Source organism: Pseudomonas sp. F9001, assembly GCF_013385435.1.
GTDB lineage: Bacteria > Pseudomonadota > Gammaproteobacteria > Pseudomonadales > Pseudomonadaceae > Aquipseudomonas.
Genome location: NZ_JACAPX010000006.1, coordinates 278327 through 298971, shown reverse-complemented (window position 1 = coordinate 298971; position 20645 = coordinate 278327). Strand labels below are relative to the sequence as shown.

Sequence of the window (20645 nt, the reverse complement as noted above, 5' to 3'; positions counted from 1 at the left end):
TGCCCTGCCGCATGGGATTATTGAGGAGCTCGCATGACCAAACAAAACGCCTTTACTCGGGAAGACCTGCTGCGCTGCAGTCGCGGTGAGCTGTTCGGCCCAGGTAACGCGCAACTGCCCGCCCCGAACATGCTGATGGTGGATCGCATCACCCATATCAGCGAAGAGGGTGGCAAGTACGGCAAAGGTGAATTGGTCGCCGAGCTGGATATCACCCCTGACCTGTGGTTTTTCGCCTGCCATTTCGAAGGCGATCCGGTGATGCCGGGCTGCCTGGGCCTTGACGCCATGTGGCAGCTGGTCGGTTTCTACCTGGGCTGGCAAGGCCTGCCGGGCCGCGGTCGCGCCCTGGGTTCGGGCGAAGTGAAGTTCTTTGGCCAGGTCTTGCCGACCGCCAAGAAAGTCACTTACAACATTCAAATCAAGCGCGTCCTCAAGGGCAAGCTGAACCTGGCCATTGCCGATGGTTCGGTGACTGTCGACGGTCGCGAGATTTATACTGCCGAAGGCCTTCGGGTCGGCGTATTCACTTCCACTGACAACTTTTAAGGGTTATCCGCATGCGCCGCGTCGTTATCACTGGTCTGGGCATTGTTTCGTGCCTGGGCAATGACAAAGAGACCGTCTCCGCTAACCTGCGTGCAAGTCGCCCTGGCATCCGCTTCAACCCGGAATATGCCGAAATGGGTCTGCGTAGCCAGGTTTCCGGCTCCATCGACCTGCCCCTCGAAGAACTGATCGATCGCAAGATCTATCGCTTCGTCGGCCACGCAGCCGCTTACGCCTACCTGGCCATGAAGGACGCGATCACCGATTCCGGCCTGAGCGAAGACCAGGTATCCAACGTGCGCACCGGCCTGATCGCCGGTTCCGGTGGCGCGTCGACCTTGAACCAGATGGAAGCGCTGGACATCCTGCGCGAGAAAGGCGTCAAGCGCGTTGGCCCGTACCGCGTCACGCGGACCATGGGCAGCACCGTTTCCGCCTGCCTGGCCACGCCGTTCAAGATCAAGGGCGTGAACTACTCGATCTCCTCCGCTTGCGCCACCAGTGCTCACTGCATCGGTACCGCTGTAGAGCAGATCCAGTTGGGCAAGCAGGACATCGTGTTTGCCGGCGGCGGTGAAGAAGAACATTGGAGCCAGTCGTTCCTGTTCGACGCCATGGGCGCCCTGTCGACCCAGTACAACGAAACCCCGGACAAAGCCTCCCGCGCCTATGACAAGAACCGTGATGGCTTCGTCATTGCCGGCGGTGGCGGCATGGTGGTGGTCGAGGAGCTGGAACACGCCCTGGCCCGTGGTGCGAAGATCTACGCGGAAATCGTCGGCTACGGCGCGACGTCCGACGGCTACGACATGGTTGCGCCAAGCGGCGAAGGCGCCATCCGCTGCATGCAGATGGCCATGTCCACCGTTGATACCCCGATCGACTACCTGAACACCCACGGTACTTCGACTCCGGTCGGCGACTCCAAGGAAATGGAAGGCGTGCGTGCGGTATTCGGCGACAAGGCTCCGGCGATCAGCTCTACCAAGAGCCTGTCGGGTCACTCCCTGGGCGCCGCTGGCGTTCACGAAGCGATCTACTGCCTGCTGATGATGGAAGGCAACTTCATGGCAGGTTCTGCCAACATCGAGGAACTGGACCCGGACGTGGCTGACATGCCTATCCTGACCAAGACTCGTGAAGATGCGACCATCAATACAGTGATGAGCAACAGCTTCGGCTTTGGTGGCACTAACGCCACCCTGGTGCTGAAACGCTGGCAGGGTAAGTAAGCTCTCGCAGCTTGATCGCCTGAAAACGCCCCGACTGGTTCGGGGCGTTTTTTTACCCGTTTACCGCGCTTACAGTGGCTCACTTTTGAAAGCCGGAATGCGTGCCCAGTCAAAAGTAAGCAAAACGCTCTTGCCCGATCACTCGGCACCTCGCTCAGGCTTGAGTGTTTAGAAGCAAAATCAAAAGCTAAAACGGGCACGGTCGAATGTGGGAGCGGGCTTGCTCGCGAAGGTCGTTAACGATGACGCTGGCATCCTGATTCAACGCGGCGTTCTCAGGTTTTCGCCGGCAAGCCGGCTCCGACAGAAAAGCGGTTCTGCTTTTGCTTCTAACACTCAGGTCGGCTTCCAGGCCGCCGTGCTCTTGCTTTTGATCTTAGGCGCCCCGCCGACAGGCGAGGCAGAGCGCTTTGCTTACTTTGCCGCTTTTGCAAAGTGACTCGCTGCGAGAGCGAAACCATAAGTAGCCCCTACCACAGCAACGGGCATACTCCCCCAACAACCTAAACCGAAAACCTAGCCACCATCGTGTTGAGATCCACCGCCAACCGCGACAACTCCTGGCTCGCCGCACTGGTCTGGTTCGCCCCCGCCGACGTCTGCTGTGCCAAATCGCGAATATTCATCAAATTGCGATCCACCTCCCGCGCCACCGCCGCCTGTTCTTCCGAGGCACTGGCAATCACCAGGTTGCGCTCATTGATCAGGGTAAACGCCGAAGCAATCTCCTCCAGCGCCGTCCCCGCCGACTTAGCGATATCCAGCGTCGAACGCGCCCGAGTATTGCTCTGCTGCATGGAGCTGACAGCCTGATCAGTCCCCTGCTGAATCCCACTGATCATCTGCTCGATTTCCTGGGTCGACTGCTGCGTACGATGCGCCAAGGCCCGCACCTCATCCGCCACCACCGCAAACCCACGCCCGGCATCCCCAGCTCGCGCCGCTTCGATGGCGGCATTCAGCGCCAGCAAATTGGTCTGCTCGGCAATCGAACGAATCACATCCAGCACCTTACTGATGCCATATACCTTCTGCGCCAGGTCCTCCACCTGAGTCGCATTGGCCGTCACATCATCCGCCAGGGACTCAATCGACAACACCGTCTGATGCACCTGCTCGCGACCATGCTGGGCAATACGGTCCGACTCCCGCGATGCCTGGGACGTAGCCACCGCGTTGCTCGCCACCTCCTCCACCGCCGCCGTCATTTGGTTCACCGCAGTAGCCGCCTGCTCGATTTCCTGACTCTGCTGATGCAACCCACGGGTGGCATCTTCGGTCACGCAACTAAGCTCTTCGGAAGCCGACGCCAACTGGCTGGACGAATCGGAAATACGCCGAATGGTTTCCCGCAGGCTCTCCTGCATGCTTTTCAGCGCCTGCTGCAAACGCGCCGGCTCATCCTGGCCGCTGACAGTAATCACCCCGGTCAGATCGCCACTGGCCACACCCTGGGCGACTTTCAAAGACTGGGATAACGGCAGCACAATACTGCGGGTCAGCAACAATGCCAGGCCGATGGTGATCAGCGCCGTCACGGCAATCATGCCAACCACCCAACTGCGCGATTGCGTGAACACACTTTGCGCCAGGCTCGCCGCCTGATTGGCACTGACCTTGTTCAACGTCACCAGCTCACGCAGGGTGCCGGCCAGTTCGTCGGCCAACTGGTTCATCTCGCCGTTGACCACCTTGATCGCGTCTTCCAACTGATTCGCCCGGGAAAACGCCATCACCTGTTCCTGGCGCTGCAGGTAACGCTCTTCCTCGGTTTTAAAGCGATCGAACAGCACCCGCTCTTCAGGCAGCACGATCAAACCTTCATAGAGGGACTGAGCCTTGTGCAGGCCGCTTTTCAGCTCGGTGATTTTCTGCTCATTCTGCGTGATCGCCTGCGGGTCGCGGTTAAGCAGCAGCCGCAACGTCAGGGCCCGCACCCGCAGCAGGTCCTGATTCATCTCGCCGACCGCCATCACGCTGGGCAGCCAGTTGTTTTCCACCTGGTCAGACTGCTGGCGCATATTGCCCATCTGCAACAAGGCGAACCCGCCCAGGGCAAACACCATCAGCGCCAGCAAACCAAACCCCAGGCCGGCGCGAGGGGCGATATTCAGACTTCTGATATTCATGCTCGGAATCCTTCCAAAAGCGCTGCATCCACCTGCAGCGGGCTCTTGAAAGGTATCGGCGAGTTGAGACTTTTGCCTAAGACGAAAACGCGATATCAAAACGCCTTACGATCGCCCCGCCCCGGCTGTAGCGATTCAGCTAAACCCATCACCTGGGCTTGGGCAGAATCGCCAGGAAATTGTCCCGCGCGACCTTTCTGGCCACATCCTCAGGCAACGCATCGAGGAACGGGTCAAAGCTGCGCATTTCCTTACCGAGCTTGTTGAAGCGTCCTACCACGTCTGAGCCAAGCATGAAGCGGTCCGGGAAGCGCTCCACCAGCTTTACCCACTCAGGGCGTGGCTTTCCCGCCTCATCCAGCAAGTAAGGCGTGAGCACGCTCCAGGACAGGTCGACGTAAAGGTTGGGGTAAGCCTCCAGCATGCGCGCCAGGGTCGGCAGCAAAAAATCCATCTGCGTCTGGTGCCGATGGATCTCCATGCTGCTGCCCGCGTGGGCCCAGATAAACCGGGTGTGCGGGTGATTACGCAGCGGCTCTTCCATTTCCGCCAGGTACAACGGATTTTTCTCACGCTTGGAGGTGATGTTGGAATGCACCATCACCGGCAGATCATTCTCCGCGGCCAGGTGATAGATGCGGGTCATCGCCTCATTGTTGGCCCTTGGGGTGTCGCCGGAGGTCAGCGCGGTCAGGTCGTCGTGACGGGTGAAGACTTCGCCGATGCCTTGCCAGAGCCCAGGATTGAGGTCGAGCATGCGCTGGATATGGGATGCGGCATTTTTATCGTTGGGATTGAAACCACTGAGGAACGGATGAAAGCGCTGACGTTGCTCCGGGCTCAATTTATTGACCGCATCGGCGACGAACACGTCGGTGGCGCTGTACCAATAGGCGTCGGCGTCGTCCCCGGCGTAATAGCGCGGCCGCTTGGGTTCGTCCTCATGCCATTTCTTGGCCACCGGTATGCCGGAAATCATCACATGCTCGATGCGATTATCGGCCATGGCCTTGAGTAATTTATCCATGCCCGCCGACTCCTGGAAGAAATCGACGTAATGCAGGTGTGCATCGCTGTAGGCATAGTCGCGAGCCTGCACCGCAAGGCTTGCGGCGGTCAGCAACAGGGCAATACTCAGGCGGGTCCGGCGCACGGGGGTATCTCAAACAAGGGCTAATGCCGGTAGACCTCGGGCCGCGCCTGCGGGTTCAGCGGTAAACAACGGGGAACACCAACGTGCCAGCATGCTCTATAACTGCATGAGCTTCTTCCTGCCACCCTGTGAGGTTTGCCATGCCTGTTACCGTGAACACGCTGAACGCCGAAAACTTCCGCCACAGCGTCAATATCAATAACCACGAGCTGTTTACCGACCTGCCCAAGAGCCTGGGCGGCGACGATTCGGCGCCCTCCCCCCACGATTACTTCGACGCCGCACTGGCGTCCTGCAAGGCCCTGACCGTCAAGCTCTATGCGCAGAAAAAAGACATACCGCTGACCGGCGTGACCGTGGAAGTCACCCATGACAGCACCGAAGAGCAAAAGGGCAAATACAAGCTCAACGTCAAACTGACCCTCAAGGGCGTACTCACTGACGAGCAGCGCGACGAGCTGCACCGCGTGGCGGATCGCTGCCCGGTGCACAAGCTGATGACCACGGCCGAAGTTACCATTGAGACCCGGCTCTCCGAAGGCGCCTTCAGCCAGTAGCGGCAACCTCCCGTCGAGCGGGTTATGCTCAGTACCATCAGACCCGCTCAGACTGGGAAGCACCATGACCACCGTGACCGTGATTCGCCCGCGCGCCGAAGATGTGGAAGGCCAACCGATCCTGCGCCCACTGCCCTCCAGGCAATGCCGCAGCGTCGGGCCTTTCGTGTTTTTCGACCATATGCTGCAAACCCGTTATGCCCCGGGTACCGGCATGAACATTCGCCAACACCCGCACATCGGCCTCTCTACCCTGACCTACCTGTTTGAAGGCGAACTCCTGCACAAGGACAGCCTCGGCTCCGATCAGGTGGTCAAGGCCGGGGACGTCAGCTGGATGACAGCCGGCAGTGCCATTGCCCACGTTGAACGCAGCCCCGAGGCGTTGAAGGCCAGTGGTTTCAGCCTGCACGGGTTGCAAGTGTGGCTGGCCTCCCCCAAGGAACATGAACAAGGGCCTGGGCATTACAGCCATCATCCGGCCGCCAGCTTGCCGGTGAGCGATAACCTCGGCGTGCAGATTCGCCTGATTGCCGGCAGTGGCTTTTGCCTCGAATCGCCGGTGCCGGTGTTGTCGCCCACCTTGTATGCCGAGGTGCGGATGCAGACGGCTACCACCCTGCTGATCCCGGATGAGCATGAAGAACGGGCGGTGTATGTGCTGGAGGGTGAGGCGCAGTTGGATGGCGAAGCGCTGGAGGTGCATAGCCTGGTGGTGTTGCCGGCAGGCGCAAGCATGGGGCTGTTTGCCGAGACCGATTGCCACCTGGTGGTGTTCGGCGGCGCGGCGCTGGATGGGCCACGGCGGATTAACTGGAATTTTGTCGCGAGTGATCCGGCGTTGATCGAGCAGGCTCGGCAGCGTTGGGCGGCTGGGGATTGGCCGACAGTGCCGGGGGAAAGTGAGCGGATCGAGTTGCCTCTAGGCAAGGCTTAAGCGCTTTATTGCCTGTGAAACAGCCTTCGCGAGCAAGCCCGCTCCCACATTTCGACCGCGTTCCTTCAGGATTTACACGGTTAAAATGTGGGAGCGGGCTTGCTCGCGAAGGGGCCAGCTCAGGCAACCGAACTATCAGCCCTTGAACACTTCATCCAGCAAGTTATGCATCGACTGAAAGGCCCGCGCAGCGGTCTTCGCGTCATACATCATCTTGCCCGGCACATTCGCGTGCGGGTCGGTAAACGAGTGCACCGCACCGCCGTAGCTCAGCAATTGCCAATCCACACCGGCGGCGTTCATTTCGTCTTCAAACGCCGGCAGTTGCTCCTTCGGCACCAACGGGTCGGAAGCACCGTGCAACACCAGCACGGAACCCTTGATGTTTTTTGCATCGGCCGGGTTCGGCGTGTCGAGGCTGCCGTGGAACGAAACGGCAGCTTTCAACGGTGCACCGGTACGTGCCAGCTCCAGGGAGCAGCAACCACCGAAGCAGAAACCAAAGGTCGCCAGCTTCGAGGTATCCACCGCCGCTTCAGTCTGGGTTTTCAGGTGATCAAGCGCGACCTGCATGCGCTTGTTCAACAGCGGCCGGTCATTCTTCAACGGCATCATCGCCGCACCCGCTTCATCGCCGTTCGAAGGGCGGACGGTTTGCCCGTACAGGTCGGCAAGCAGCACCACGTAGCCCTTGCTGGCCACGCTCTTGGCGATCTCTTCAGCGCCGGCACTGACACCCATCCAGTTCGGCGCCATCAACAACCCTGGCAGCGGGCCCTTATGACTGGCATCAAATGCCAGGCGGCTTTCATAAGACTGGCCATCAATCTGATAGACCACGGAACGCACGGTGATTTGGCTCATCATTTACTCCAGGTGAAAGGCTCCAGAACGAAAAAACCCGCCGAAGCGGGTTTTTCTACAACGGTGTTAAACCGACAGTTCAACCAACAGCTTGTTCAGTCGGCGCACATAAGCGGCCGGGTCTTTCAGGCTGTCGCCGGCAGCCAGGGCTGCCTGGTCGAAGAGGATGTGCGACAGGTCGCCAAACCGCTCTTCGCTCTGCTCGCCGTCGAGTTTCTCGATCAGCGGGTGAGCCGGGTTGAATTCGAAGATCGGCTTGGAATCCGGAACCTTCTGACCGCTGGCTTCCAGGATCTGACGCATCTGCATGCCCAGGTCCTGCTCGCCGATGGCCAGGATCGCCGGGGAATCGGTCAGACGGTGGGAAACCCGCACTTCGCTGACGGCATCGCCCAAGGCGGTCTTGATTCGCTCAACCAGGCCCTCTTTGGACTTGGCCACTTCTTCAGCGGCTTTCTTGTCTTCTTCGGAATCCAGGTTGCCCAGGTCCAGGTCGCCGCGGGCGACGTCAACAAAGCTCTTGCCGTCGAAGTCGCTGAGGTAGCTCATCAGCCACTCGTCGATGCGGTCGGTCAGCAGCAGCACTTCGATGCCTTTCTTGCGGAAGACTTCCAGGTGCGGGCTGTTCTTGACCTGAGCGTAGGTTTCACCGGTCAGGTAGTAGATCTTGTCCTGACCTTCCTTGGCGCGCGCCAGGTATTCAGCCAGGGAAACGTTCTGCTCGCCGTCGTCACCGTTGGTCGATGCGAAACGCAGCAGGCCGGCGATTTTTTCCTTGTTGGCGAAATCTTCTGCCGGGCCTTCTTTCATGACCTGGCCGAAGTTTTTCCAGAAGCCCTTGTATTGCTCAGGCTCGTTTTTCGCCAGCTTTTCCAGCATGTCGAGGACACGCTTGGTCAGCGCCGACTTCATCGAGTCGATGATCGGGTCTTTCTGCAGGATTTCCCGCGACACGTTCAGCGACAGATCGTTGGAGTCAACCACGCCCTTGATAAAGCGCAGGTACAACGGCAGGAACGATTCCGCCTGGTCCATCACGAACACGCGCTGCACATACAGCTTCAGGCCTTTCGGCGCTTCACGCTGGTACAGGTCGAACGGAGCACGGGCCGGTACGTAGAGCAGCGAGCTGTATTCCAGCTTGCCTTCGACCTTGTTGTGGCTCCAGCTCAGCGGGTTTTCGTAATCGTGGGCGATGTGCTTGTAGAACTCCTGGTATTCCTCGTCCTTGACTTCGGTACGAGGACGGGTCCACAGGGCGCTGGCGCGGTTGACCACTTCCCATTCCTGGGCCGGGGCTTCTTCGCCTTCGGCCGCCGCTTGTTCTTTCGGCAACTCGATCGGCAACGCGATGTGGTCGGAGTACTTCTTGATGATATTGCGCAGACGCCAGCCATCGGCGAACTCGTCTTCACCGGACTTCAGGTGCAGGACGATGCGGGTACCACGATCAGCCTTGTCGACAGTGGCGATTTCAAATTCGCCCTCGCCCTTGGAAGACCAGTGCACGCCTTCGCTGGCGGCAAGGCCGGCACGGCGGCTGAATACTTCAACCTTGTCGGCAACGATGAAGGCCGAGTAGAAGCCCACGCCGAACTGGCCGATCAGGTGCGAATCTTTCTTCTGGTCGCCCGACAGGTTCTTCATGAAATCAGCGGTGCCGGATTTGGCGATGGTCCCCAGGTGGGTGATCGCATCGTCACGGCTCATGCCGATACCGTTGTCTTCGAGGGTGACGGTTTTCGCGTCCTTGTCGAAGCTCACACGGATTTTCAGTTCCGCGCCACCTTCCAGCAACTCAGGCTTGGACAGGGCTTCGAAACGTAATTTGTCGACAGCGTCAGAGGCGTTCGAGATCAATTCGCGAAGGAAAATTTCCTTGTTGGAATACAGCGAATGGATCATGAGGTGCAGCAGTTGCTTCACCTCGGTCTGGAAGCCCAGGGTTTCCTTTTGAGTTTCCACACTCATGGTCATCAAACTCCAATTGGATGGCAGTGGCCGCGCCCTTGAGGGTTGGCGGCGGGTTGTCATCAAAGTTGGGGGCTAAGACCAGGATTTCAAGGGCGAGCAGGTTCCTCAATCTTGAAATGCGCACGGGCGGTGGCAATCGGTTCGGCCTGGGTACTTTGCCATGCGGTGATCGCCACGTTGGCCACCCGCCGGCCCTGGCGCCACACCTGGCATTTGGCGTAGGTGTCGCGAAACTGGCCGGCGCGCAGGTAATCCAGGGAGAAATCGATGATCTTGGGAACACCAGGCGCACCGGTGAATACCAGCAAATGCAAGGCTGCGGACAGCTCCATGAAGCCCGCGATCACCCCGCCGTGGATCGCCGGCAATATCGGGTTACCAATGTTGTCCTTGTTGGCCGGCATGCGGAACAGCAATTCATCCCCCAGGCGCGTGCATTCGATACCGATCAGCCTGGCGTAGGGAATCAGGTTGAGCAGCGCGTCATAGTTGCCGCGCTCGTGGGCTTGCTGCAGACGGGTCTTGAATTGATGGGTCATGCCTGTTCTCCCTTGATTGCATTGCCCAGGCCCTGGCTGCCCTTGAGGCGCTTGCCCATGCGCATGAACGTGCCCACCACGTGGGCAATCGGTTGCTGCGGATCGTCCTGGTAGGCGAAGCCGCGGGTGAAGATCACGTCGGTGGTCACCCGGTAGCACTGGGCAAAGCCGAATACCGGTTTATGGGGCTCGGCCGGGTGCATGTAGTCGATGCGCAGGTCCAGGGTCGGGCAAACCTCGAACTCCGGCAGTACGCACAAGGTAGCCATGCCACAGGCGGTGTCCATCAAGGATGTGATGGCGCCGCCGTGGATCACGCCGGTCTGCGGGTCACCGACGATATGCGGAGCATAGGGCAACACCAGCGTCATGCCGTCCTCACTGGCGGCGTGCACCTGGATGCCCAGCACCTGGCAGTGGCGCAAGGCTGAAACAAAGCGCGTGGCACGGGATAAAAGAGGATTTTCGGTCATTCGTTCAAGACTCTTATTAGTGTGGAGCCGGCGGAGTAGACAACCTTGCTGAAAGTTCCCTAGGGAAAAGCCTTATATATCTGTGAGATTTAAGGAACTAAGCGTTGGGCATAGGCTCGAAAGGCCAGTAGATATCTTCAATAAGGAGAAACACCCCATGCGCAAGACTTTAGCTATTTCCATGATGCTGGCTGCTGCCCTCGGCCTCGCTGCCTGCGACAAAAAATCCGAAGACAAAGCCCAAGACGCCGCAGCCCACTCTGAGCAAGCTCAAAAAGACATGGCGAAAGCACAGGATAAAGTGAACGACGCTGCGAAAGAAAACGCCGATGCTGCCAAAGCTCAGGCTGAATCGAACGAAGCTGCTGCGAAAGAAGCAACACCTGCAACCGGTTCTTGAGTCTGACGACTTGAACACTGTGACTTGAAAAGTCATGTTGCAAAAGAAAGCCCGCTTAATAGCGGGCTTTACTTTGTCCGGTGTTTTTAACCCGGCCGGGCAGCTCGAAACTTCGAACTAAACCTCGGCACAAGTTAATGGCTAAACGTTTAAGCCATCGCTTCACTGCGTTTGCCCAGCAGGCGGTCAATCACCACCGCAACCACCAGCGTCATCACCGAAGGCACCAGCCACGCCAGGCCCTGCTCGCTCAGCGGCAGGTGAGCCAGTTGCGATGGCATCCAGTCAGCCAGGCCCGCGCCCTTCAGCGCGTCAATGCAACCGAAGATGAACGACACCAGCATCACCGGGCCAACGATCCGGCCCTGCTCCTGCCAGAAGTCCTTACAGAAGCTCAGGGCCACCAGCACGATGCACGGCGGGTAAATGGCGGTCAGCACCGGGATCGAGAACGCGATCAGCTTGGTCAGGCCCAGGTTGGACACAAACAGCGAGAATACCGCCAGGATCACCACCAGGGTCTTATAGGACAGCGGCAGTACGCGGCTGAAGTACTCGGCGCAGGCGCAGGTCAGGCCCACCGCGGTTACCAGGCACGCCAGGGAAATCAGCACGGCGAGGAAGCCGCTGCCCAGGGAGCCGAAGGTGTGCTGGACGTAGGCGTGCAGCACGGCGGCGCCGTTGGCGGCGCCGGCCGCCACTTCATGGCTGCCCGAACCGAGGCGGAACAGGCTGATGTACACCAGCGCCAGGCCCACACCGGCAATCAGCCCGGCGATGATCGCGTAGCGGGTGATCAGCTTCGGCGACTCGACGCCACGGGAGCGGATCGCGTTGACGATCACAATGCCGAACACCAGGGCGCCGAGGGTATCCATGGTCAGGTAACCATTGATAAAGCCCTGGGAGAACGGTGCAGCCACGTACTCAGGGGTGGCAACACCCACATCGCCGGCCGGCAAGGCAAAGGCAGCAATGCCCAATACGGCCAGGGCGATGATCTTCAACGGTGCCAGGAAACGACCGACTGTATCCAGCAGACGGCCCGGGTACAGGGAGATGAAGAACACCAGCAGGAAGTACACCGAGCTGTAGAGGAACAGCGCCAGCGGGCTTTCACCGGTCAGCGGCGCCAGGCCCACTTCAAAGGAAACGGTGGCGGTTCGCGGGGTGGCGAACAACGGGCCGACAGCCAGGTAGGCCGCCGCTGCCAGCAAGCCACCGGCGATCTTGCCGATCGGACTGCTCAACGCGTCCATGCCACCACCGACCTTGGCCAGGGCGACCACGGTGATCACCGGCAAACCGACCGCGGTGATCAGGAAGCCCAGCGCCGCCATCCAGACATGAGGCCCGGACTGCAAACCGACGATTGGCGGGAAGATGATGTTGCCGGCGCCCACGAACAGGGCAAAAGTCATAAAGCCCAACGCCAGGATGTCCTGGCTTTTCAACACTTTCATTTGAGGAAATACCACACTACTGAATCGGAATTTAGAGAGGGCTTCCCTATGGATGAGGGAAATACTGCCGGTCCGGATGGGGACCGACCGGTCTGGCGCGAGGCTTCCTTTTGGGAGGCACACGCATAAAGAGGCGGCTAGCCTAACGAATTTGCGGGTCAAACGCACTGTTGCGGGGCGAACTGTCCGATAAGCGACATTTTTATGTCGCGTTTTTATATCTAAATTTTGAAATACGATCGAATGTGGGAGCGGGCTTGCTCGCGAAAGCGGTGTATCAGCCACTCATGAGCTGACTGACACACCGCTTTCGCGAGCAAGCCCGCTCCCACATTTTGATCTCCACCAACCTTCAGAATGCACAAAGGCCACCCGAAGGTGGCCTTTGTGGGGTGAAGCGTCAGTTAAGCGCGAGGCTTACTTGACAGCCCAACCGGTCAGCTCGGACAAAGCCTTGCCGATGTCTGCCAGCGAACGCACGGTTTTAACGCCTGCGTCTTCCAGGGCAGCAAACTTCTCGTCTGCAGTACCCTTGCCGCCAGAGATGATTGCGCCAGCATGGCCCATGCGCTTGCCAGCAGGGGCAGTCACACCAGCGATGTAGGAAACAACCGGCTTGGTCACGTGTGCCTTGATGTAGGCAGCCGCTTCTTCTTCAGCCGAACCGCCGATCTCACCGATCATTACGATCGCTTCGGTCTTCGGGTCTTCCTGGAACAGCTTCAGGATGTCGATGAAGTTCGAGCCTGGGATCGGGTCACCGCCGATGCCGACGCAAGTCGACTGACCGAAACCGGCGTCAGTAGTCTGCTTGACAGCTTCGTAGGTCAGGGTGCCGGAACGGGAAACGATACCGACTTTACCTGGCAAGTGAATGTGACCTGGCATGATGCCGATCTTGCATTCGCCTGGAGTGATCACGCCTGGGCAGTTAGGGCCGATCAGGACTACGCCCAGCTCGTCGCACTTAACTTTAGCGTCCAGCATGTCCAGGGTAGGAATGCCTTCGGTGATGCAAACGATCAGCTTGATGCCGCCGAATGCTGCTTCCAGGATGGAGTCCTTGCAGAAAGGAGCTGGAACGTAGATCACGCTGGCGGTGGCGCCAGTGGCAGCTACAGCATCTTTCACGGTGTTGAACACTGGCAGGCCCAGGTGCTCGGTGCCGCCTTTACCAGGAGTAACGCCACCCACCATCTTGGTGCCGTATTCGATGGCTTGCTGGGTGTGGAAACTACCTTGGGAACCGGTAATACCCTGGCAGATAACCTTGGTGTCTTTATTGATCAGGACGCTCATTATTTGCCCTCCGCAGCTTTGACAACTTGTTGAGCAGCGTCGGTCAGGCTGGTAGCAGCGATGATGTTCAAACCGCTTTCTGCCAGTACTTTAGCGCCCAGTTCAGCGTTGTTACCTTCAAGGCGCACAACAACCGGGATTTTAACGCCGACTTCTTTCACTGCACCGATGATGCCTTCGGCAATCATGTCGCAACGAACGATGCCGCCGAAGATGTTGACCAGTACTGCAGCGACGTTGGAGTCGGACAGGATGATCTTGAACGCTTCGGTAACGCGTTCTTTGGTGGCACCGCCGCCTACGTCGAGGAAGTTGGCTGGTTTGCCGCCATGCAGGTTGACGATGTCCATGGTACCCATGGCCAGGCCAGCACCGTTGACCATGCAACCGATGTTACCTTCCAGGGCTACGTAGTTCAGTTCGAACTTGGCAGCGTGCGCTTCGCGCGGATCGTCTTGCGACGGATCGTGGAAAGTCTTCAGCTTAGGCTGACGGTACATGGCGTTGGCGTCGATGTTGATCTTGGCATCGAGGCAATGCAGATCGCCGTCAGCCTTGATCACCAGCGGGTTCACTTCCAGCAGGGCCAGATCGTGATCCTGGAACAGTTTGGCCAGACCTACGAAGATCTTGGCGAACTGGGCAACTTGCTTGCCTTCCAGACCCAACTGGAATGCCAGCTCGCGACCCTGGAATGGCTGAGCGCCAACCAGTGGATCGATAGTGGCTTTCAGAATTTTTTCTGGGGTTTCTTCAGCGATCTTCTCAATGTCCACGCCACCTTCGGTGGAGGCCATGAACACGATGCGACGGCTCGAACGGTCAACGACAGCGCCCAGGTACAGCTCTTTAGCGATATCAGTGCACGATTCAACCAGGATCTTGGTGACTGGCTGGCCATTGGCATCAGTCTGGTAAGTCACCAGACGCTTGCCCAGCCACTGCTGAGCGAAGGCTTTGGCGTCTTCTTTGCTGCGAACCAGCTTAACGCCGCCCGCTTTACCGCGACCACCAGCGTGGACCTGGGCTTTGACAACCCACTCGGTGCCGCCGATTTTGTCGCAAGCTTCTGCTGCTGCTTCCGGGGTGTCTACTGCGTAACCCTTGGATACTGGCAGGCCGTATTCAGCGAACAGCTGCTTACCCTGATACTCGTGAAGATTCATGCTTATTACCGTCTTCGTTAGGTACTGCGCATTCGGCGCTGCGCTCTTTATTGAGTGCCGCGCCACCTGTGACTGCTGCTTGCACAGTCAAACCACCAAAGGCCTGAACCCTGGGTGGTGAAACTGCGCAAGACTGCGTCCAGCGGATATTCCGCGGTGAGTCTTGCGCACAAGGCTCACGACGGGCAACCGCCGTGGTTTCTTATTATCTCGCTTAGCGCTTCTTCTTGTTGGCGATGTGGATGGCATGGCCATTCACTGCCAACGCGGCTTCGTGCAGCGCTTCGGACAGGGTCGGATGGGAGAAAACCATCATGCCGATGTCTTCGGCGCTGGTGCCAAATTCCATACCGATTGCGCCTTGCTGAACCAGTTCTGCTGCGCCTGGGCCAATCACGTGGACGCCCAATACGCGGTCAGTCTTGGCATCAGCGATGACTTTGACAAAACCACCGGTGTCGTTGGCTGCCATGGCACGGCCAGAAGCGGCAAACGGGAAGGTGCCGACGTTAACTTCAACGCCTTCAGCTTTCAACTGCTGTTCGTTCTTGCCGACCCATGCAATTTCCGGGTGGGTGTAGATAACAGACGGGATCAGGTCGTAGTTCATCTGGGTCTTGTGACCCTTGATGCGCTCGACAACCATGATGCCTTCTTCGGAAGCCTTGTGCGCCAGCATCATGCCGCGAACCACGTCGCCAATGGCGTAGACGCCCGGCACGGTGGTAGCGCAGTGATCGTCAACGTGGATGAAACCACGCTCGTCGATGTTCACGCCGCTGTCGGAAGCCAGCAGGTCAGTGGTCACCGGACGGCGACCAACGGCCACGATCAGCTTGTCGAAAGTGATGGTCTGTTCGCCATCCTTGTCGGTGTAGGTCACGACAACTTCTTCGCCGTTAACCTTGGAACCGGTAACACGAGCGCCCAGCTTGATGTCCAGACCTTGTTTGGTCAGGGTTTTCAGCGCTTCTTTGGACACTGCGGTGTCGGCAGCCAGCAGGAACGTGTCCAGGGCTTCCAGCACGGTCACTTCGGAACCCAGGCGGGACCAGACCGAACCCAGTTCCAGGCCGATCACGCCAGCGCCGATCACGCCCAGACGTTTTGGAACCGCTTGGAATTCCAGGGCGCCGGTCGAATCAACGATCACGTTCTGGTCAACCGGAGCCGGTGGAATGTCGATTGGACGCGAACCTGGAGCCAGGATCACGTTCTCGGCTTCGATGATTTCGGTCGAACCGTCAGGCTTGGTGATTTCAACTTTCTTGCCGGCCAGCAGTTTGCCGTGGCCTTGCAGGGAAGTAACGCCGTTGGCCTTGAACAGGGTAGCAACGCCGGAAGTCAGGCCTTTAACGATGTTGGCCTTGCGGCCGACCATCGCTGGCACGTCCATGGTCACGCCAGCGTGGTTGATGCCGTGGATGGCAAAACCGTCTTGCGCTTCGTGGAATTTCCAGGAGCTGTCCAGCAGCGCCTTGGAAGGAATGCAGCCAACGTTCAGGCAAGTACCGCCCAGCGCCAGTTTGCCTTCCTTGTCGGTGTATTTTTCGATGCAAGCAGTCGAGAGGCCCAGTTGTGCGGCCTTGATGGCGGCAACGTAGCCGCCAGGGCCTGCGCCAATCACTACAACGTCAAATTTCTGCGACATGAAAAAAAATCCTCTTTAGCTAAAAGCTTCAAGCCGTGAGCCGCACTCCGGCCTGCCTCGCGGCAGACCGGGTGGTACGGCGCACCGCCGCTTTATCAGATATCCAGCAGCAGACGAGCCGGGTCTTCCAGCAGGTTCTTGATGGTCACCAGGAAAGTCACGGCTTCTTTACCATCGATCAGGCGGTGATCGTACGACAGCGCCAGGTACATCATCGGGCGGATAACCACTTGGCCGTTGATCGCCATAGGACGCTGCAGAATGTTGTGCATGCCCAGGATCGCAGCTTGTGGCGGGTTGACGATCGGAGTCGACATCATCGAACCGAAAGTACCACCGTTGGTGATGGTGAAGGTACCACCGGTCATCTCGTCGATGGTCAGTTTGCCGTCACGGGCCTTCTTGCCGAAGTTGGCGATGCCGCCTTCGATTTCAGCCAGGCTCATCAGCTCGGCGTTACGCAGAACCGGTACCACCAGGCCACGGTCGCTGGAGACGGCAACGCCGACGTCAGCATAACCGTGGTAAACGATGTCGCCGCCGTCGATGGAAGCGTTGACTGCCGGGAAGCGTTTCAGCGCTTCGGTGGCCGCTTTCACGAAGAACGACATGAAGCCCAGGCGTACGCCGTTGTGGGACTTCTCGAACAGGTCCTTGTACTTCGAACGCAGGGCCATGACTTCGGTCATGTCGACTTCGTTGAACGTGGTCAGCATCGCCATGTTCGACTGTGCTTCAACCAGGCGCTTGGCCACGGTGGCACGCACGCGGGTCATCGGTACGCGCTTCTCGGTGCGGTCGCCAGCGGCGAACACAGGAGCAGCGGCAGCCGGGGCGGCAGCCTTGGCAGGCGCAGCAGCTGGAGCGTTTTTCTTGGCTTCAACGGCGGCAACCACGTCTTCCTTGGTCACACGGCCATCTTTGCCGGTGCCCTTGATGGACGCCAGTTTGATACCGTTTTCGTCAGCCAGCTGACGCGCAGCCGGTGCAGCGATTGGATCTTCACCACCCGCAGCCGGTGCAGCAGCTGGAGCTGCGGCAGCAGCCGGTGCCGCAGCGGCGGCAGGAGCAGGAGCAGCGGCAGCAGCACCGCCCTCTTCGATCGAGCCCAGTACCTGGTTCGACAGGACGGTAGCGCCTTCTTCGGCAACGATTGCGCCCAGCACGCCGTCAGCTTCAGCCAACACTTCGAGCACGACCTTGTCGGTTTCGATGTCGACGATCAGGTCGTCACGCTTGACGGCCTCGCCTGGTTTCTTGTGCCAGGTGGCAACGGTGCCATCGGCAACCGATTCCGGGAATGACGGGGCTTTGATTTCGATAGCCATTATCTGTGGGTCCTTAAAATTCGGTTTCAGTCAGCGCGAAGGCGTTAAACAGTGAAAGCATCTTGCAGCAGTTTTTCCTGCTGTTCGGCGTGCATCGACGCATAACCACACGCAGGTGCAGCAGAAGCATCACGACCGGCGTACTCCAGGCCCAGTGCCTGTTTGTGATTGCCGATGCTGCGACGCAGATGATGCTGGCTGCTGTACCACGCGCCCTGGTTCATCGGTTCTTCCTGACACCACACCACATTGGTGAGGTTGGTGTAAGGCGCGATGGCCTCCATCAGGTCGTCTTCCGGGAACGGGTAAAGCTGCTCGATCCGCACGATGGCGATGTCTTCGCGGCCTTCGGCACGGCGTTTTTCCAGCAAATCGTAGTAAACCTTGCCGCTGCACAGGATCAGGCGAGTAACCTTGGCCGCGTCGAGGGTATCGATTTCTGAAATAACGGTCTGGAACGAACCATCCGCCAGATCTTCCAGGGTCGAGATGGCCAATTTATGACGCAGCAGCGATTTCGGCGTCAGCACTACCAGCGGCTTGCGCAGCGGGCGGATCACCTGGCGACGCAGCAAGTGGTAGATCTGGGCCGGGGTAGTCGGCACGCACACCTGGATGTTGTGCTCGGCGCACAATTGCAGGTAACGCTCCAGACGGGCCGAGGAGTGCTCCGGACCCTGACCTTCATAACCGTGTGGCAGCAGCATGGTCAGACCGCACAGACGGCCCCACTTGTGCTCGCCGCTGGTGATGAACTGGTCGATAACCACCTGGGCACCGTTGGCGAAGTCGCCGAACTGGGCTTCCCAGATCACCAGCGCCTGAGGCGTGGTGGTCGAGTAACCGTATTCGAACGCCAGTACGGCTTCTTCGGACAGGAACGAATCGTACAGGTCGAAACGTGGCTGGCCTTCGTACAGGTTCTGCAACGGGATGTAGGTGCCCGCGTCTTTCTGGTTGTGCAACACAGCGTGACGGTGCGAGAACGTACCGCGGCCGATGTCCTGGCCGGTCATGCGGATCGGGTGACCTTCGAACGCCAGGGTCGCGTACGCCATGGTTTCAGCGTAACCCCAGTTGATCGGCAGGCCGCCGGCTTGCATCTTCTGACGGTCTTCGTAGATCTTCGCAACCTGGCGCTGTACGACGAAACCGTCTGGGATTTCCAGCAGCTTGGCCGACAGTTCCTGCAGGGTCTTCAGATCGAACGAGGTGTCGTGACGCGCAGTCCAGGCGTGGCCCAGGTACGGACGCCAGTCAACGAACAGCTCTTTGTTCGGCTCCTTGACCAGGCTTTTCACGACATGCAGGCCGTTGTCCAGCGCGTTGCGGTATTCATCGATCTTCGCCTGAACACGTGCATCGTCCACCACGCCGGCCTTGATCAGGCTATCGGCATACAGCTCACGGGTGGTGCGCTGCTTGGTGATTTGCTGGTACATCAACGGTTGGGTGCCGCTAGGCTCATCCGCTTCGTTGTGACCGCGACGACGGTAGCAGACCAGGTCGATGACCACGTCACGCTTGAACTGCATGCGGTAATCGATGGCCAACTGGGTCACGAACAACACGGCTTCCGGATCATCACCATTCACATGGAGGATCGGCGCCTGAATCATCTTGGCAACGTCGGTCGCGTACTCGGTAGAGCGTGCGTCCAGCGGGTTGCTGATGGTGAAGCCCACCTGGTTGTTGATGACGATGTGAACGGTACCGCCGGTCTTGAAGCCGCGAGTCTGCGACATCTGGAACGTTTCCAGGACCACGCCCTGACCGGCGAACGCCGCGTCACCGTGGATGGAAATCGGCAGGACCTTCTCACCGGTGGAATCGTTACGACGATCCTGGCGCGCACGTACCGACCCCTCGACCACTGGAGAAACGATCTCCAGGTGGGATGGGTTGAACGCCATGGCCAGGTGAACTTCACCGCCGGTGGTCATTACGTTGGACGAGAAGCCCTGGTGATATTTAACGTCACCGGAACCCAGCTCGACCTTCTTCTTGCCTTCGAACTCGTCGAACAGCTCGCGCGGGTTCTTGCCGAAGGTGTTGACCAGCACGTTCAAGCGGCCACGGTGGGCCATGCCGATCACGATTTCCTTGGTGCCGTAGGAACCGGAACGCTGGATCAGCTCGTCGAGCATCGGGATCAGGCTTTCGCCGCCTTCCAGGCCGAAACGCTTGGTGCCCGGGTATTTGGTGCCCAGGTATTTTTCCAGGCCTTCCGCTGCAGTGACGCGCTCGAGCAAGTGGCTCTTGACGTCCGCAGACAGCACCGGGCGACCACGCACGCCTTCAAGGCGGTGCTGGAACCAGTGGCGCTGCTCGGAATCAGTGATGTGCGTAAATTCGGCACCGATGGTGCGGCAATATGTCTGCTGCAACGCTTCGTGAATTTCGCGTAGGCTCGCTTCCTCTTTGCCGATGAACAGGTCGCCGGCACGGAAGGTCGTATCAAGATCGGCATTGGTCAAGCCGTAATGATTGATCGACAGGTCTGCAGGTGCAGGACGCTGCCACAGCCCCAGCGGGTCAAGCTGGGCTGCCTGGTGGCCACGCATACGGTAGGCCTGGATCAGTCGCAGTACTTCAACTTGCTTCTTCTCGTGCTCACTGCTCACGCTTGCGGCAGAAACCGGCTGGGCGCGGCGCTGGTTCTTTGCCAGCAGCACGAACTGATCGCGAATTGTTGCGTGCGATACATCGGTGGCAGCGTTGCCGTCTGAAGACAACGTCTGAAATTTGGTGCGCCATTCTTCTGGCACAGCGTTAGGGTCGTGCAGGTAGAGCTCATAAAGCTCTTCCACATAGGCAGCGTTACCACCTGAAAGATAGCCGCTGTTCCACATGCGCTGCATCACGCTTTCTTGCATGCTTGGTCACCCTCGATTTGGGGACACCACCGGCGAAAACACCGAGTTTGCTTGC

17 protein-coding genes are annotated in these 20645 nt (G+C 58.9%); 5 read left to right on the top strand and 12 right to left on the bottom strand.

Annotation, left to right across the window (positions count from 1 at the left end; translation table 11 throughout):
* Positions 1 to 33: 33 nt before the first annotated feature.
* A complete protein-coding gene (gene fabA / locus HX818_RS05635) occupies positions 34 to 549 on the top strand; it encodes a 3-hydroxyacyl-[acyl-carrier-protein] dehydratase FabA (RefSeq protein ID WP_003210552.1) in 516 nt (171 codons plus the stop codon).
* A gap of 11 nt (positions 550 to 560) precedes the next feature.
* On the top strand, positions 561 to 1781 hold the full coding sequence (gene fabB / locus HX818_RS05630; protein ID WP_003210553.1) for a beta-ketoacyl-ACP synthase I: 1221 nt from the start codon (positions 561 to 563) through the stop codon (positions 1779 to 1781).
* Between the two features lie 503 nt (positions 1782 to 2284).
* Here the strand turns inward: fabB and HX818_RS05625 are convergent.
* Together HX818_RS05625 and HX818_RS05620 are read right to left on the bottom strand one after the other, a co-directional pair.
* Positions 2285 to 3910 carry a methyl-accepting chemotaxis protein gene (locus HX818_RS05625; protein ID WP_003210555.1) on the bottom strand — a complete coding sequence of 542 codons (1626 nt, stop codon included), beginning with the start codon at positions 3908 to 3910 and terminating at the stop codon, positions 2285 to 2287.
* Positions 3911 to 4058: 148 nt separating this feature from the next.
* Positions 4059 to 5063, bottom strand: coding sequence for an amidohydrolase family protein (locus tag HX818_RS05620; RefSeq protein ID WP_003210556.1), 1005 nt, complete (start codon positions 5061 to 5063; stop codon positions 4059 to 4061).
* 140 nt (positions 5064 to 5203) lie between these two features.
* On the opposite strand from HX818_RS05620, the gene HX818_RS05615 reads away from it, so the two are divergent.
* Together HX818_RS05615 and HX818_RS05610 are read left to right on the top strand one after the other, a co-directional pair.
* The gene (locus HX818_RS05615) at positions 5204 to 5620 is read left to right on the top strand and encodes an OsmC family protein (RefSeq protein WP_003210558.1); all 417 of its coding nucleotides are present in this window, start codon (positions 5204 to 5206) and stop codon (positions 5618 to 5620) included.
* 64 nt (positions 5621 to 5684) lie between these two features.
* Positions 5685 to 6557, top strand: a complete 873-nt coding sequence (locus HX818_RS05610; protein ID WP_177019614.1) for a pirin family protein — start codon at positions 5685 to 5687, stop codon at positions 6555 to 6557.
* Positions 6558 to 6692: 135 nt separating this feature from the next.
* Here HX818_RS05610 and HX818_RS05605 read toward each other — a convergent pair whose 3' ends face one another.
* From HX818_RS05605 to HX818_RS05590, 4 genes are all read right to left on the bottom strand, one after another.
* A complete protein-coding gene (locus HX818_RS05605) occupies positions 6693 to 7421 on the bottom strand; it encodes a dienelactone hydrolase family protein (protein ID WP_008434010.1) in 729 nt (242 codons plus the stop codon).
* Between the two features lie 66 nt (positions 7422 to 7487).
* A complete protein-coding gene (htpG, locus tag HX818_RS05600; RefSeq protein ID WP_003210561.1) occupies positions 7488 to 9392 on the bottom strand; it encodes a molecular chaperone HtpG in 1905 nt (634 codons plus the stop codon).
* A gap of 89 nt (positions 9393 to 9481) precedes the next feature.
* A complete protein-coding gene (locus HX818_RS05595) occupies positions 9482 to 9934 on the bottom strand; it encodes a PaaI family thioesterase (RefSeq protein WP_177019613.1) in 453 nt (150 codons plus the stop codon).
* A complete protein-coding gene (locus tag HX818_RS05590) occupies positions 9931 to 10407 on the bottom strand; it encodes a PaaI family thioesterase (RefSeq protein ID WP_003210563.1) in 477 nt (158 codons plus the stop codon). The genes HX818_RS05595 and HX818_RS05590 overlap by 4 nt, the downstream gene beginning before the upstream one ends.
* A gap of 157 nt (positions 10408 to 10564) precedes the next feature.
* Here HX818_RS05590 and HX818_RS05585 point away from each other — a divergent pair, with 157 nt between their 5' ends.
* Complete coding sequence (locus HX818_RS05585; RefSeq protein WP_003210564.1) at positions 10565 to 10807, top strand: hypothetical protein; 243 nt, start codon at positions 10565 to 10567, stop codon at positions 10805 to 10807.
* Between the two features lie 149 nt (positions 10808 to 10956).
* Here HX818_RS05585 and brnQ read toward each other — a convergent pair whose 3' ends face one another.
* The 6 genes from brnQ to HX818_RS05555 all read right to left on the bottom strand — a co-directional run bounded on the left by brnQ (position 10957) and on the right by HX818_RS05555 (position 20590).
* Positions 10957 to 12270, bottom strand: a complete 1314-nt coding sequence (brnQ, locus tag HX818_RS05580) for a branched-chain amino acid transport system II carrier protein (RefSeq protein WP_003210565.1) — start codon at positions 12268 to 12270, stop codon at positions 10957 to 10959.
* A 417-nt stretch (positions 12271 to 12687) separates the two neighbouring features.
* Positions 12688 to 13569, bottom strand: coding sequence for a succinate--CoA ligase subunit alpha (gene sucD / locus HX818_RS05575; RefSeq protein ID WP_003210566.1), 882 nt, complete (start codon positions 13567 to 13569; stop codon positions 12688 to 12690).
* Complete coding sequence (sucC, locus tag HX818_RS05570; RefSeq protein WP_003210567.1) at positions 13569 to 14735, bottom strand: ADP-forming succinate--CoA ligase subunit beta; 1167 nt, start codon at positions 14733 to 14735, stop codon at positions 13569 to 13571. The genes sucD and sucC overlap by 1 nt, the downstream gene beginning before the upstream one ends.
* A 214-nt stretch (positions 14736 to 14949) precedes the next feature.
* Entirely contained in the window at positions 14950 to 16386 is a 1437-nt protein-coding gene (gene lpdA / locus HX818_RS05565; protein WP_003210568.1) for a dihydrolipoyl dehydrogenase, read from the bottom strand.
* A gap of 95 nt (positions 16387 to 16481) precedes the next feature.
* Positions 16482 to 17714, bottom strand: coding sequence for a 2-oxoglutarate dehydrogenase complex dihydrolipoyllysine-residue succinyltransferase (gene odhB, locus HX818_RS05560; protein WP_177019612.1), 1233 nt, complete (start codon positions 17712 to 17714; stop codon positions 16482 to 16484).
* A 44-nt stretch (positions 17715 to 17758) separates the two neighbouring features.
* Positions 17759 to 20590, bottom strand: a complete 2832-nt coding sequence (locus HX818_RS05555; protein WP_003210570.1) for a 2-oxoglutarate dehydrogenase E1 component — start codon at positions 20588 to 20590, stop codon at positions 17759 to 17761.
* Positions 20591 to 20645: the final 55 nt, after the last annotated feature.

Excerpts from the sequence above, each read along its gene's own strand:
- HX818_RS05610 (WP_177019614.1), top strand. The coding sequence starts at position 5,685 with ATGACCACCGTGACCGTGATTCGCCCGCGCGCCGAAGATGTGGAAGGC.
- sucD (WP_003210566.1), bottom strand. The coding sequence starts at position 13,569 with ATGAGCGTCCTGATCAATAAAGACACCAAGGTTATCTGCCAGGGTATT.
- brnQ (WP_003210565.1), bottom strand. The coding sequence starts at position 12,270 with ATGAAAGTGTTGAAAAGCCAGGACATCCTGGCGTTGGGCTTTATGACT.
- HX818_RS05625 (WP_003210555.1), bottom strand. The coding sequence starts at position 3,910 with ATGAATATCAGAAGTCTGAATATCGCCCCTCGCGCCGGCCTGGGGTTT.
- lpdA (WP_003210568.1), bottom strand. The coding sequence starts at position 16,386 with ATGTCGCAGAAATTTGACGTTGTAGTGATTGGCGCAGGCCCTGGCGGC.
- odhB (WP_177019612.1), bottom strand. The coding sequence starts at position 17,714 with ATGGCTATCGAAATCAAAGCCCCGTCATTCCCGGAATCGGTTGCCGAT.
- HX818_RS05615 (WP_003210558.1), top strand. The coding sequence starts at position 5,204 with ATGCCTGTTACCGTGAACACGCTGAACGCCGAAAACTTCCGCCACAGC.
- HX818_RS05590 (WP_003210563.1), bottom strand. The coding sequence starts at position 10,407 with ATGACCGAAAATCCTCTTTTATCCCGTGCCACGCGCTTTGTTTCAGCC.
- HX818_RS05585 (WP_003210564.1), top strand. The coding sequence starts at position 10,565 with ATGCGCAAGACTTTAGCTATTTCCATGATGCTGGCTGCTGCCCTCGGC.
- sucC (WP_003210567.1), bottom strand. The coding sequence starts at position 14,735 with ATGAATCTTCACGAGTATCAGGGTAAGCAGCTGTTCGCTGAATACGGC.
- fabA (WP_003210552.1), top strand. The coding sequence starts at position 34 with ATGACCAAACAAAACGCCTTTACTCGGGAAGACCTGCTGCGCTGCAGT.
- HX818_RS05555 (WP_003210570.1), bottom strand. The coding sequence starts at position 20,590 with ATGCAAGAAAGCGTGATGCAGCGCATGTGGAACAGCGGCTATCTTTCA.
- HX818_RS05595 (WP_177019613.1), bottom strand. The coding sequence starts at position 9,934 with ATGACCCATCAATTCAAGACCCGTCTGCAGCAAGCCCACGAGCGCGGC.
- HX818_RS05605 (WP_008434010.1), bottom strand. The coding sequence starts at position 7,421 with ATGAGCCAAATCACCGTGCGTTCCGTGGTCTATCAGATTGATGGCCAG.
- fabB (WP_003210553.1), top strand. The coding sequence starts at position 561 with ATGCGCCGCGTCGTTATCACTGGTCTGGGCATTGTTTCGTGCCTGGGC.
- htpG (WP_003210561.1), bottom strand. The coding sequence starts at position 9,392 with ATGAGTGTGGAAACTCAAAAGGAAACCCTGGGCTTCCAGACCGAGGTG.